Below are 12,216 nucleotides of genomic sequence, written 5' to 3'. Positions count from 1 at the left end.
GATTTTACGCGCGCGAGCGATGCGGTTAAATGAGCAAAATGTGCAAAGTCTTTTGCATTAAACGCAATAATCCCTTACCAGCTGACCTTCACTTCGAAGCCACCTTCTGCCGCATTGCCCAGCGCGACGCGCATACCATGCAGGGCGGCAATGCGCCTGACGATAGATAACCCCAGGCCGCTACCCGTTGCATCCTGTCCCGGTGGGCGATAAAAACGCTCGCCAATACGCGCCAGCGCATCGGTGGAAACGCCGGGGCCGGTATCACGCACGGTAAAACGCCGGCTATCCAGCGTGACGTCCACCACGCTGCCATGCGGACTATAACGCACGGCGTTGTCCAGCAGGTTACGCACCAGCAGGCTCAGCAGCAGCGGCTGGCCCTGACGTGTGACCTGTGGGGCATGAATGTTCAGGCGAATATCAATCCCGGCCTGCTGTGCCGGATGCCAGATATCCAGCACCGCCGATTGCAGGAGATCGGCCATCACGATCGGTTCGATATCGTCGAGGTTATCCAGCGAGTCCAGACGCGACAGCGTAAGGAGCTGATCCACCAGCCGGGATGCGCGATCGATACCCGCATGCAGCTGCGCCAGCGCTTTTTGCTGCGCCTGCGGATCGTCCTGATACAGTTGCGCCACGTCGGTTTGCACCTTCAGGGCCGCGAGAGGGCTGCGTAGCTCGTGCGCGGCATCTGAGGTAAAACGACGCTCGCGGGTCATCATCTCCTGGGTTCGCGTGAACAGATGGTTCAGCGAGTCGAGCAGCGGGCGCACCTCAGTGGGAACCCCCTGAGTCGGGAGCGCGTCGGTGGCATCCGGTGAGCGGGAGCGCAGGGTCTGCGCCAGTTTTTTTAACGGTTTCAGTTCCCGGCTCAGCAGAACGATCAGCAACAACAGCATCAGGGGCAGCGCGACCAGCCACGGGGTCAACTGGGAGCTGACCACATCTACCGCCATCTCCTGGCGATACTCCCACTCCTGGCCGACCACCACGCGGTACTTCCCGTCGGGTGAGGTGAGCCATAGAAAACGCCACTCGTCGTTGTCGCCCTGTAGCCGTCCATTATCAAACCCGTCACGGCGATAGTGGTACGGAATGTCCCGCCCGTTTTCGCCGTCATTTAACATCATCTTGCCGTCGGTGGCGTAGATGGCGAAGGCCAGCGCGTCGTCATCCAGACGACCATGCTTCGCTTTTTTGGGGATCTCACGCATCCGTTCGGGGGCCCGGATCTCATCCAGATCCATGGTCAACAGCCGTTTGGCAAACAGCATCTGCTGCGTATCGAACAGCTTATCCAGCGTGTGGGTGGTCTGCTGCCAGGCGACCAGGCTTGCGGCAAACCACGCCGTCAGCGACAGCACTAAAAAGAGGAGCGTCAGGCGCAGCTTCAGGCTCAGGCGTTGGGTCAGTTTCATGCGTCACCCAGGGTATAGCCGATACCGTGCACGGTGCGGATAAATTCGCTGCCCAGTTTACGACGAAGATGGTGGACGTGGACTTCAACGGCGTTGCTGGAGACGTCGTCGTCCCAGGTGTAGAGCTTTTCCTCGATCAGCTTGCGCGGCAACACGCGGCCCGCGTTACGCATCAGCAGCTCCAGCAGGGCGAACTCTTTCGGCTTGAGCGTCAGCGTTTCGCCGTCCAGCGTGGCCACGAGACTGGTGGGATCGAGCGTGACCTTTCCGTGGTGCAACTCGCTGCGGGTCTGACCGTGGCTTCGGCGCACCAGCGCCTCAAGGCGGGCAGCCACTTCGAGCAGTGCAAAGGGCTTGCACAGGTAATCATCCGCCCCCAGACGCAGCCCTTCGACACGCTGGTTCAACGCATCCCGCGCCGTCAGAATCAATACCGGCTCGCGGCGCCCGCTTTCGCGCCAGGCGCGCAGAATCTCCAGTCCGTCGATTTCCGGCAGCGTCAGATCCAGCACTACGGCATCATACGGAGCGGAATGAAGCGCGGTCTGGCCGGTTTTTCCGTCGGTGAACCAGTCCACGCTAAAGCCCATTTTGCTTAACCCCGCCTTGATGCCATCGCCGATCAACTTGTCGTCTTCAACCAGTAAAATGCGCATGTTCCCTCCTTGATAACGTCAGTAAACCCTCTGCATCAGCCTGCTGTACAGTAATAATAAATAAATTTTTCCCTTAAGAAGTTGTTAAGGTTTACCCTGTTAAATGGACTGCGAAACCACATTAAAGGGAGAGTTAATATGAAAAAATTCGCTGCGATTGCCGCCATCATGATGATGACCACTGCCCCTGTTTTTGCTGCACAGGGCGGATTTAACGGCCCCTCTGCCGCACAAACCCAGGCCCAGACGCAGGCGGGCGGTTTTGTCGATAATGACGCGAACCTCACCACCGCGGTGAAAGTGAAGGACATGAAGGACGACAGCTGGGTGAAGCTGCGCGGGAACATCACTCAGCGCCTGTCTGATGACCGCTACACCTTCCGCGATGAGACCGGTACGGTTAACGTGGAGATTGACCACAAGCGCTGGAACGGCGTGACCGTAACCCCGCGGGATAAGGTGGAAATCCAGGGTAAAGTCGATAAAGAGTGGAACGATTTTGAAATCGACGTGAAGCAGGTTATCAAACTGAACAAATAACCCCGAAAGGGCCGCGGATGCGGCCCTTTTTCTTTGTGACTCAACACGCCAGATAAGGTAGTATCTGCGGCAATATTGCCTGAAACCTTTCGGTTTCTGAGTTGAGGAATCACACATAATGAGCGATATGGCAGAGCGCCTCGCGCTACATGAATTCACGGAAAACGCCTACCTGAACTACTCCATGTACGTCATCATGGACAGGGCGTTGCCGTTTATCGGGGATGGCCTGAAGCCCGTTCAGCGCCGCATCGTCTATGCGATGTCCGAGCTGGGGCTGAATGCGACCGCCAAGTTCAAAAAATCCGCCCGTACCGTCGGTGACGTACTGGGTAAATACCATCCGCACGGCGACAGCGCCTGTTATGAAGCGATGGTGCTGATGGCACAGCCGTTCTCTTACCGTTATCCGCTGGTGGATGGTCAGGGGAACTGGGGGGCGCCGGACGATCCGAAATCCTTCGCAGCGATGCGTTATACCGAATCCCGTCTCTCCCGCTACGCTGAAGTGCTGCTGGGCGAGCTGGGTCAGGGAACCGTGGACTGGGTGCCAAACTTCGACGGTACGATGCAGGAGCCGAAAATGCTGCCTGCGCGTCTGCCGAACATCCTGCTGAACGGCACTACCGGTATCGCGGTGGGTATGGCGACGGACATTCCGCCGCACAACCTGCGTGAAGTGGCGAAAGCCGCCATCACCCTGATTGAACAGCCGAAGACCACGCTGGACGATCTGCTGGATATCGTGCAGGGGCCGGACTACCCGACCGAGGCCGAAATCATCACCTCGCGCGCGGAAATCCGCAAAATCTACCAGAACGGCCGCGGCTCCGTGCGCATGCGTGCGGTGTGGACCAAAGAGGACGGCGCAGTGGTCATCACCGCGCTGCCGCACCAGGTCTCCGGCGCGAAAGTGCTGGAACAGATTGCCTCCCAGATGCGCAATAAAAAGCTGCCGATGGTGGATGACCTGCGCGACGAATCCGACCACGAAAACCCGACGCGTCTGGTGATCGTGCCGCGTTCCAACCGCGTGGACATGGAGCAGGTGATGAACCACCTGTTTGCCACCACCGATCTGGAAAAAAGCTACCGCATCAACCTGAACATGATCGGCCTCGACGGTCGTCCGGCAGTGAAAAACCTGCTGGAGATCCTGAGCGAATGGCTGACGTTCCGTCGCGATACCGTTCGCCGCCGTCTGAACTATCGACTGGAAAAAGTGCTTAAACGCCTGCACATCCTTGAAGGTTTGCTGGTGGCGTTCCTCAATATCGACGAAGTTATTGAGATAATCCGTTCCGAGGACGAGCCGAAGCCGGCGCTGATGTCGCGCTTTGGCATCAGTGAAACCCAGGCCGAAGCAATCCTTGAGCTGAAACTGCGTCATCTCGCCAAACTCGAAGAGATGAAGATCCGCGGTGAGCAGAACGAACTGGAAAAAGAGCGCGATCAGCTGCAGGCGATCCTCGCGTCCGAACGCAAGATGAACAACCTGCTCAAGAAAGAGCTGCAGGCTGACGCCGATGCATTCGGTGACGACCGTCGTTCTCCGCTGCATGAGCGCGAAGAAGCGAAGGCGATGAATGAGCACGACATGCAGCCATCAGAACCAGTCACCATTGTGCTGTCTCAGAGCGGCTGGGTGCGCAGTGCTAAAGGTCACGATATCGACGCGCCAGGGTTGAGCTACAAGGCGGGCGATAGCTTTAAAGCGGCCGTGAAAGGTAAGAGCAACCAGCCGGTCGCCTTTATCGACTCGACGGGGCGCAGCTACGCCATCGACCCGATCACGCTGCCTTCTGCCCGCGGACAGGGCGAACCGCTTACCGGTAAGCTGACGCTGCCGCCGGGTGCGACGGTTGACCATATGCTGATGGAAGCCGATGACCAGAAATTGCTGCTGGCGTCTGACGCGGGGTACGGCTTTATCTGTACCTTTAACGATCTTGTTTCCCGCAACCGTGCCGGTAAGGCGCTGATCAGCCTGCCTGACAACGCGCATGTGATGCCGCCGCTGGTGGTGGAAAACGACAGCGATATGCTGCTGGCGATCACTGCCGCCGGACGTATGCTGATGTTCCCGGTCAGCGACCTGCCGGAATTGTCAAAAGGCAAGGGCAACAAGATCATCAGCATCCCGTCAGCGGAAGCGGCGAAAGGGGTAGATGGTCTGGCGCACCTCTTTATTCTGCCGCCGCAGAGCACGCTGACCATTCATGTCGGCAAACGTAAAATCAAGCTTCGTCCGGAAGAGTTGCAGAAAGTGGTGGGCGAGCGCGGTCGACGCGGCTCGCTGATGCGCGGCCTGCAGCGTATTGACCGCGTGGAGATTGACTCTCCTGCGCGCAGTACCGCGGGCGACAGCGAAGAGTAACGCCGTTATCTCCCCCTCTGTTCCGGAGGGGGAATTTCAATAAAATTTCCCGTAAAATCGTTGTTAATTCGTGCGTTGCGATTAACAATACGCGCTCGTAATAAAGTCCTTACCTGGCCACAGGTGAAGTATAATTGTCAGCTGTCAGGGCTTCAGAGGTCGCTATGCTATTCATTGTTCGTTTAATTCTTACCATTATTTACTGCATTCTGGTCTGTATTTTCGGCTCTATTTATTGCCTGTTCAGTCCGCGCAATCCGAAACATGTCGCCACCTTCGGCCATATGTTCGGCCGCCTTGCGCCGCTGTTTGGCCTGAAGGTTGAAAAACGCCTGCCGGAAGGGGCTGAGAACTTCGGTAACGCCATCTTTATCGCTAACCATCAGAACAACTACGATATGGTGACGGCCTCCAACATTGTTCTGCCACCGACCGTGACCGTGGGCAAAAAGAGCCTGCTGTGGATCCCTTTTTTCGGCCAGCTGTACTGGCTGACCGGTAACCTGCTGATTGACCGTAACAACCGCGCGAAAGCGCACAGCACTATTGCTGAAGTGGTTAATCACTTCAAAAAGCGCAGGATCTCAATATGGATGTTCCCGGAAGGGACGCGCAGCCGTGGCCGTGGCCTGCTGCCGTTCAAAACCGGTGCGTTTCATGCTGCAATTGCGGCAGGTGTTCCAATTATTCCTGTGTGTGTTTCCAATACTTCTAATAAGATTAATCTTAACCGCCTGAATAACGGGCTGGTGATTGTCGAAATGCTGCCGCCGGTGGATACCAGCAAATACGGTAAAGATCAGGTTCGCGAGCTGGCAGCACACTGCCGTGAACTGATGGCTCAGCATATTGCGCTGCTCGACAAAGAAGTCGCAGAGAGAGAAGCCGCCGGTAAGAAGTAAGCCGGCGTTAAAAGGGAAAACGAATTCCCGCGTTGTTAGTCGTTTCAGATGGAGCTTATATGTCATTCAGTCGGCGTCAGTTTATTCAGGCTTCCGGGATCGCCCTTTGTGCGGGTGCGCTGCCGCTGACAGCCAACGCCGCCGGGCAGCAACAGCCGCTGCCCATTCCGCCGTTAATAGAATCCCGTCGCGGGCAGCCGCTTTTCCTGACGCTACAGCGCAGCCACTGGTCCTTTACCCAGGGCACGCGTGCGCCGGTGTGGGGCATTAACGGGCGTTACCTTGGGCCGACCATACGCGTGTGGAATGGCGATGACGTTAAGCTGATCTACAGTAACCGTACGACAGAAAATGTCGCCATGACCATCAGTGGCTTACAGGTGCCTGGCCCGCTGCTTGGCGGCGCGGCACGCATGATGTCGCCTAACGCTGACTGGGCGCCCGTTCTGCCGATTCGTCAGAGCGCGGCGACGCTCTGGTATCATGCCAATACCCCTAACCGCACGGCCCAGCAGGTGTATAACGGCCTGGCCGGTATGTGGCTGGTGGAAGATGAAATCAGTAAATCCCTGCCAATCCCGAACCACTATGGCGTGGATGATTTTCCGGTCATTATTCAGGACAAACGGCTGGATAATTTCGGCACGCCGGAATACAGCGAGCCGGGCAGCGGTGGCTTCGTTGGCGATACGCTGCTGGTTAACGGCGCGCAAAGTCCGTATGTCGAAGTGTCGCGCGGATGGGTACGTCTGCGTCTGCTGAATGCCTCTAACTCGCGCCGCTACCAGCTGCAAATGAGCGATGGCCGTGCGCTACACGTCATCTCCGGCGACCAGGGCTTTTTACCGGCCCCGGTTTCCGTGAAGCAGCTGGCGCTATCGCCAGGTGAACGCCGCGAAATCCTTATTGATATGACCAATGGTGATGAGGTGTCGATCACCTGTGGCGAAGCGGCCAGCATTGTGGACCGCATTCGCGGTTTCTTTGAGCCGTCGAGTATTCTGGTCTCCACCCTGGTGCTGACCCTGCGTCCTACCGGCCTGCTGCCGCTGGTGACCGACAGCCTGCCGATGCGCCTGCTACCGCAGGAGATCATGAGCGGTTCGCCGGTGCGCAGCCGCGATATCAGCCTGGGCGACGATCCGGGGATCAACGGCACGCTGTGGGACGTTAACCGTATCGATATTACCGCGCAGCAGGGTACTTGGGAGCGCTGGACGGTTCGCTCGGACATGCCGCAGTCGTTCCATATCGAAGGGGTGAGTTTCCTGATCCGCAACGTCAATGGCGCGATGCCGTTCCCTGAAGACAGGGGCTGGAAGGATACCGTCTGGGTGGATGGGCAGGTCGAACTGCTGGTCTACTACGGACAGCCTTCGTGGCCGCACTTCCCGTTCCTGTTCCACAGCCAGACCCTGGAGATGATGGACAGGGGATCCGTCGGCCAGATGCTGGTCAACCCGGCACCCTAAACCACGATACGATTCCCGGTTCGCCGGGAATGTTTATGCCCGCCAGAAAAAGCGTGAGCACAGGATCAGCACCGGATAAATTTCCAGACGCCCCATAATCATCGCCGCACACATCAACAGCTTGGCCTCGTCTTTTAACGTCCCGAAGGTTGATGCCGTTTCGCCGAACCCCAGCCCCATATTGTTAATGCAGGCCGCAACGGTGGCAAATGACGTGAACAGATCGTATCCCAGCAGGTTCAGCGCCCAGACGAAAAAGCCCGTTATCATCACGTAGAGAAAAAAGAAGCTCCACACCGAGCGCAGAACGCGTTCATTCACGACGCTTTTGCCGACCTTAATGCTCAGCAGCGCGCGCGGATGCGCGAGTTGATTCATCTCCTGAATACACTGCTTAAACATGATGAGAAAACGCAGCGCTTTGATCCCGCCGCAGGTAGAGCCGACGCAGCCGCCAAAAAAGCTGGCGCTCAGCAGCAGGAAAATGGTGTGGGGAGGCCAGTGAGCGTAATCGGCCGTCGAAAGACCGTTGTCGGTCATCATGGAGCTGGCCAGAAAGAAGGCATGTACCAGGCTGTCGGTGCCGTTGTACATCCCCGCGTGCCACACCTGCCAGGCGGTGATGGCGATAATGACGGTGGCGGCACCGAGAAAGAATTTCACCTCCGGGCTGCGCCGAATCGGTTTCAGCGTGCGGCGCGCGATGACGACATACCAGAGGGTAAAGTTAAACGCGGAAAGCAGTGAAAAAGCCCCGGCGACAAGCTCAATCGCGTGGCTGTCGTAAAACCCGATGCTCTCACTTCGGGTTGAAAACCCACCCAATGAGACGGTGGAAAGCCCGTGACAGACGGCGTCAAAAAAGGGCATGCCCGCCAGCCAGTACGCCAGCGTGCAGACCAGTCCCAGCGCCAGATAGGTTACCCACAGCGTACGCGCGGTATCGGCGAGTCGGGGCGTCAGGCGCTCCTCCTTAAACGGCCCAGGCATTTCCGACTGATACAGCTTCATGCCACCGATACCGAGCAGCGGCAGGACCGCGACGGCCAGTACGATGACCCCTAATCCGCCAATGAAATTGAGCTGAGCGCGGTAATAAAGGTACGACTTCGGCAGGGCACTGACGTCTCCAATCACCGTCGCCCCGGTGGTGGTGATCCCTGAGACCCCTTCAAAGAGCGCATCGGAAAAGGAGAGTTGCAGACCGTCATCCATCCATAACGGCATGGCGCTAATCAATGAAAACAGCAGCCAGAACAGAACGATAATCACGAAACCGTCACGGGTGCGCAGCTGTATACCGGAATGACGTGTTGCCCGCCAGGTGAGTCCGCCAAGGGTAAAAAAGGTCAAAAAGGTGGTTAAAAAAGCAAAGTAGGTTCGCTCTTTATTCAGCAGGGCGATAACCATCGGCGGCAGCATGGACAGGCTGTACAGAAGAACCAGAAAACCGCAGAGGTGAAGCACAACCCGCAGCTGGGACACATGTAACGAATCGTTGAACTTCACAAAGAAACTCCGTGCCAGAATGCATCCCGGTAACTGATTACCGCAAGATATAGTGGATATTATGATCCAAAATTAACAGTGCGCTGTATTTTAACGGCTTCCAGGATTTTCTGTTTACTTCTTGCATCCTTTTCTTCAAATCCGGCGGACTAACAGCGTATAATCCCGCTCCTTTTGTCTATTTTTTCTTCGGAAGCACTATGAGCGCAATTTCCCTGATCCAGCCGGATCGTGACCTCTTCTCCTGGCCCCAGTACTGGGCGGCCTGCTTTGGACCGGCGCCGTTCCTGCCGATGTCCCGGGAAGAGATGGACCAACTGGGCTGGGACAGCTGCGATATCATTCTGGTGACGGGCGATGCCTATGTCGACCACCCGAGCTTTGGCATGGCTATCTGTGGCCGTATGCTTGAAGCGCAGGGCTTCCGGGTGGGGATCATCGCCCAGCCTGACTGGAACAGCAAAGACGACTTTATGCGTCTGGGGAAACCCAACCTGTTCTTCGGCGTGACCGCAGGCAACATGGACTCGATGATCAACCGCTATACCGCCGACCGTAAGCTGCGTCATGACGATGCCTACACGCCGGATAACGTCGCGGGTAAACGTCCTGACCGCGCGACGCTGGTCTACACCCAACGCTGCAAAGAAGCCTGGAAAGACGTGCCGGTTATCCTGGGCGGCATCGAGGCGAGTCTGCGCCGTACCGCGCACTACGACTACTGGTCAGACACCGTGCGCCGTTCGGTGCTGGTGGATTCCAAAGCCGATATGCTGATTTACGGTAACGGTGAACGTCCGCTGGTGGAAGTGGCGCACCGTCTCTCACAGGGTGAGCCGGTGAGCAGCATCCGCGACGTGCGCAACACCGCTATCATGGTGAAAGAGGCGCTGCCGGGCTGGAGCGGGGTGGATTCCCGTATCATTGATATGCCGGGTAAAATCGACCCGATCCCGCACCCGTACGGCGACGATCTGCCGTGTGCGGATAACAAGCCGGTAGAGCCAAAGAAAGCTGAAACCAAAGCTATCGTTGTTCAGCCGCCGCGCCCAAAACCGTGGGAAAAAACCTACGTGCTGCTGCCTTCCTTTGAGAAGGTCAAAGCCGATAAAGTCCTCTACGCGCATGCGTCCCGTATTTTGCACCACGAAACCAACCCGGGCTGCGCGCGTGCGCTGATGCAAAAGCACGGCGAGCGCTTTATCTGGATCAACCCGCCGGCAATCCCGCTTTCCACCGAAGAGATGGACAGCGTCTTCGCGCTGCCGTACAAACGCGTGCCGCATCCGGCATACGGCGAGAGCCGAATCCCGGCGTATGAGATGATCCGTTTCTCAATAAACATCATGCGCGGCTGCTTCGGCGGCTGCTCCTTCTGCTCCATTACTGAGCACGAAGGGCGCATTATTCAGAGTCGCTCCGAAGATTCGATCATCAATGAGATCGAAGCCATTCGCGATACCGTGCCTGGCTTCACCGGGGTGATCTCCGATCTGGGCGGTCCGACTGCCAACATGTACATGCTGCGCTGTAAGTCACCGCGCGCGGAACAGACCTGCCGTCGTCTGTCGTGCGTGTATCCGGATATCTGTCAGCACATGGATACCAACCATGAACCGACGATCAACCTTTATCGTCGTGCGCGTGACCTGAAAGGGATCAAGAAGATCCTGATCGCCTCCGGGGTACGTTACGATATCGCCGTGGAAGATCCGCGCTACATCAAAGAGCTGGCGACGCATCACGTGGGTGGCTACCTGAAGATTGCCCCTGAGCATACCGAAGAAGGCCCGCTGTCCAAGATGATGAAGCCGGGTATGGGCAGCTACGATCGCTTTAAAGAGCTGTTTGACACCTACTCGAAGCAGGCGGGTAAAGAGCAGTATCTGATCCCATACTTCATCTCCGCGCACCCCGGCACGCGCGATGAGGACATGGTGAACCTGGCGCTGTGGCTGAAACAGCGTCGCTTCCGTCTGGATCAGGTGCAGAACTTCTATCCATCACCGCTCGCAAACTCAACGACCATGTATTACACCGGCAAGAACCCGCTGGGTAAAATTGGCTATAAGAGTGAAGATGTGGTGGTACCGAAAGGGGATAAACAGCGCCGTCTGCATAAAGCACTGCTGCGCTACCACGATCCGGCTAACTGGCCGCTGATCCGTCAGGCGCTGGAAGATATGGGTAAAAAGCACCTGATCGGCTCGCGCCGCGACTGCCTGGTGCCTGCGCCTACGCTTGACGAGATGCGTGAAGCGCGCCGCCAGAACCGCCATACGCGCCCGGCATTGACCAAGCACACGCCGATTGTGCATCAGCGTTCAAACGGTAACGCCACTGCGAAGAAACCCGTGAAACGTAAAGCGTAAAAAATAAAAACCCCGGCGAGCCGGGGTTTTTTTATTCACCCGCCAAACTGATCGGGATCCGGGCCTAAACGCTTGCCCTTGTCCAGCTTCGCAATTTCACTCAGTTCATCTTTATCCAGGCGGAAATCCCAGACGTCGAAGTTCTCAGCGATACGCGATGGCGTGACCGATTTCGGGATCACCACCAGGCCGTTGTCCAGATGCCAGCGAATAACGATTTGCGCCGGCGTCTTGCCGTATTTATCCGCGAGATCGCGAATAATTTTCTGGTCGAACACCCCTTCACCGCCCTGTGCCAGCGGGCTCCAGGACTCGGTCTGGATCTTGTGCGTGGCGTTCCAGGCGTGAAGCTGACGCTGCTGCATCAGCGGGTGCAGCTCAATCTGGTTGATAACCGGCGCGACACCCGTCTCGTCAATCAGGCGCTGCAGGTGGTGAACCTGGAAATTACACACGCCGATGCTTTTCACCAGCCCTGCCTGCTGCAGCTCAATCATCCCTTTCCAGGCGTCAACATAGTGATCGATAGCCGGGACTGGCCAGTGCATCAGATAGAGATCGACGAAATCGAGCTGGAGTTTGTCCAGACTCTCCTGCAAGGCTTCGCGGGGGCGTTTTTGGTCGTCGTTCCACAGTTTGGTGGTAATGAAAAGGTCGTCGCGGGGCATGCCAGCGCTGGCCAGAGCCTTACCCACTCCGTCCTCATTTTTGTACGCGGCGGCGGTATCAATCGACCGATAGCCGACTTCCAGTGCTTTATGAATGGCGGAGACGACCTCGTCGTTACCGGCTTTCCATACACCTAGCCCCAGTTGGGGCATCACGTTGCCATCCTGCAGCTTGATTACGGTTTGGTTTGCCATTTTTCCTCCTTCAGGTGCTCATCGTCGGAGGGAACCCCCGACGATGTGATGTGCATTAAGTCTGGACGAAATGTCAAAAAACGAAAGGCGGGATGTCAAAA

9 protein-coding genes are annotated in these 12,216 nt (G+C 57.0%); 5 read left to right on the top strand and 4 right to left on the bottom strand.

All coding sequences use genetic code 11. The features are described from left to right. Nucleotides 1-74: 74 nt before the first annotated feature. Both qseC and qseB read right to left on the bottom strand, forming a co-directional pair. Nucleotides 75-1,424: a quorum sensing histidine kinase QseC gene (gene qseC / locus BJ887_RS10280; protein WP_121339833.1), complete on the bottom strand. Its 1,350-nt coding sequence runs from the start codon at nucleotides 1,422-1,424 to the stop codon at nucleotides 75-77. Continuing rightward, nucleotides 1,421-2,080, bottom strand: coding sequence for a quorum sensing response regulator transcription factor QseB (qseB, locus tag BJ887_RS10275; RefSeq protein WP_121339832.1), 660 nt, complete (start codon nucleotides 2,078-2,080; stop codon nucleotides 1,421-1,423). Before qseB ends, qseC begins: the two co-directional genes overlap by 4 nt. Nucleotides 2,081-2,218: 138 nt before the next feature. Between qseB and BJ887_RS10270 the strand changes: the two genes are divergently transcribed. The 4 genes from BJ887_RS10270 to ftsP all read left to right on the top strand — a co-directional run bounded on the left by BJ887_RS10270 (nucleotide 2,219) and on the right by ftsP (nucleotide 7,371). After that, nucleotides 2,219-2,620: a YgiW/YdeI family stress tolerance OB fold protein gene (locus BJ887_RS10270; protein ID WP_121339831.1), complete on the top strand. Its 402-nt coding sequence runs from the start codon at nucleotides 2,219-2,221 to the stop codon at nucleotides 2,618-2,620. Nucleotides 2,621-2,738: 118 nt separating this feature from the next. Further along, nucleotides 2,739-4,997, top strand: coding sequence for a DNA topoisomerase IV subunit A (parC, locus tag BJ887_RS10265; protein ID WP_014171622.1), 2,259 nt, complete (start codon nucleotides 2,739-2,741; stop codon nucleotides 4,995-4,997). Nucleotides 4,998-5,161: 164 nt separating this feature from the next. Further along, a complete protein-coding gene (gene plsC, locus BJ887_RS10260) occupies nucleotides 5,162-5,899 on the top strand; it encodes a 1-acylglycerol-3-phosphate O-acyltransferase (RefSeq protein WP_020883654.1) in 738 nt (245 codons plus the stop codon). A gap of 59 nt (nucleotides 5,900-5,958) precedes the next feature. Next, nucleotides 5,959-7,371 (top strand): cell division protein FtsP, encoded by a 1,413-nt coding sequence (gene ftsP, locus BJ887_RS10255; RefSeq protein WP_020883655.1) that lies wholly within the window; start codon nucleotides 5,959-5,961, stop codon nucleotides 7,369-7,371. A 33-nt stretch (nucleotides 7,372-7,404) separates the two neighbouring features. Here ftsP and BJ887_RS10250 read toward each other — a convergent pair whose 3' ends face one another. Then, entirely contained in the window at nucleotides 7,405-8,880 is a 1,476-nt protein-coding gene (locus BJ887_RS10250) for a TrkH family potassium uptake protein (protein ID WP_014171619.1), read from the bottom strand. A 200-nt stretch (nucleotides 8,881-9,080) separates the two neighbouring features. Here BJ887_RS10250 and BJ887_RS10245 point away from each other — a divergent pair, with 200 nt between their 5' ends. Continuing rightward, nucleotides 9,081-11,252, top strand: a complete 2,172-nt coding sequence (locus BJ887_RS10245) for a YgiQ family radical SAM protein (protein WP_014171618.1) — start codon at nucleotides 9,081-9,083, stop codon at nucleotides 11,250-11,252. A 35-nt stretch (nucleotides 11,253-11,287) separates the two neighbouring features. Here the strand turns inward: BJ887_RS10245 and dkgA are convergent, their stop codons facing one another. Further along, a complete protein-coding gene (gene dkgA / locus BJ887_RS10240) occupies nucleotides 11,288-12,115 on the bottom strand; it encodes a 2,5-didehydrogluconate reductase DkgA (protein ID WP_020883657.1) in 828 nt (275 codons plus the stop codon). Nucleotides 12,116-12,216 lie beyond the last annotated feature (101 nt).

Origin of the sequence: Enterobacter sp. WPR_3_1 (assembly GCF_003635055.1) — a bacterium.
In the GTDB taxonomy this organism is placed as follows: domain Bacteria; phylum Pseudomonadota; class Gammaproteobacteria; order Enterobacterales; family Enterobacteriaceae; genus Enterobacter; species Enterobacter ludwigii.
This window is presented reverse-complemented; position numbering and strand designations above follow the sequence as displayed.

Bases quoted from the DNA above. Each gene is read 5' to 3' on its own strand.
- qseC (WP_121339833.1), bottom strand. From the start codon at position 1,424: ATGAAACTGACCCAACGCCTGAGCCTGAAGCTGCGCCTGACGCTCCTC.
- qseB (WP_121339832.1), bottom strand. From the start codon at position 2,080: ATGCGCATTTTACTGGTTGAAGACGACAAGTTGATCGGCGATGGCATC.
- BJ887_RS10270 (WP_121339831.1), top strand. From the start codon at position 2,219: ATGAAAAAATTCGCTGCGATTGCCGCCATCATGATGATGACCACTGCC.
- parC (WP_014171622.1), top strand. From the start codon at position 2,739: ATGAGCGATATGGCAGAGCGCCTCGCGCTACATGAATTCACGGAAAAC.
- plsC (WP_020883654.1), top strand. From the start codon at position 5,162: ATGCTATTCATTGTTCGTTTAATTCTTACCATTATTTACTGCATTCTG.
- ftsP (WP_020883655.1), top strand. From the start codon at position 5,959: ATGTCATTCAGTCGGCGTCAGTTTATTCAGGCTTCCGGGATCGCCCTT.
- BJ887_RS10245 (WP_014171618.1), top strand. From the start codon at position 9,081: ATGAGCGCAATTTCCCTGATCCAGCCGGATCGTGACCTCTTCTCCTGG.
- dkgA (WP_020883657.1), bottom strand. From the start codon at position 12,115: ATGGCAAACCAAACCGTAATCAAGCTGCAGGATGGCAACGTGATGCCC.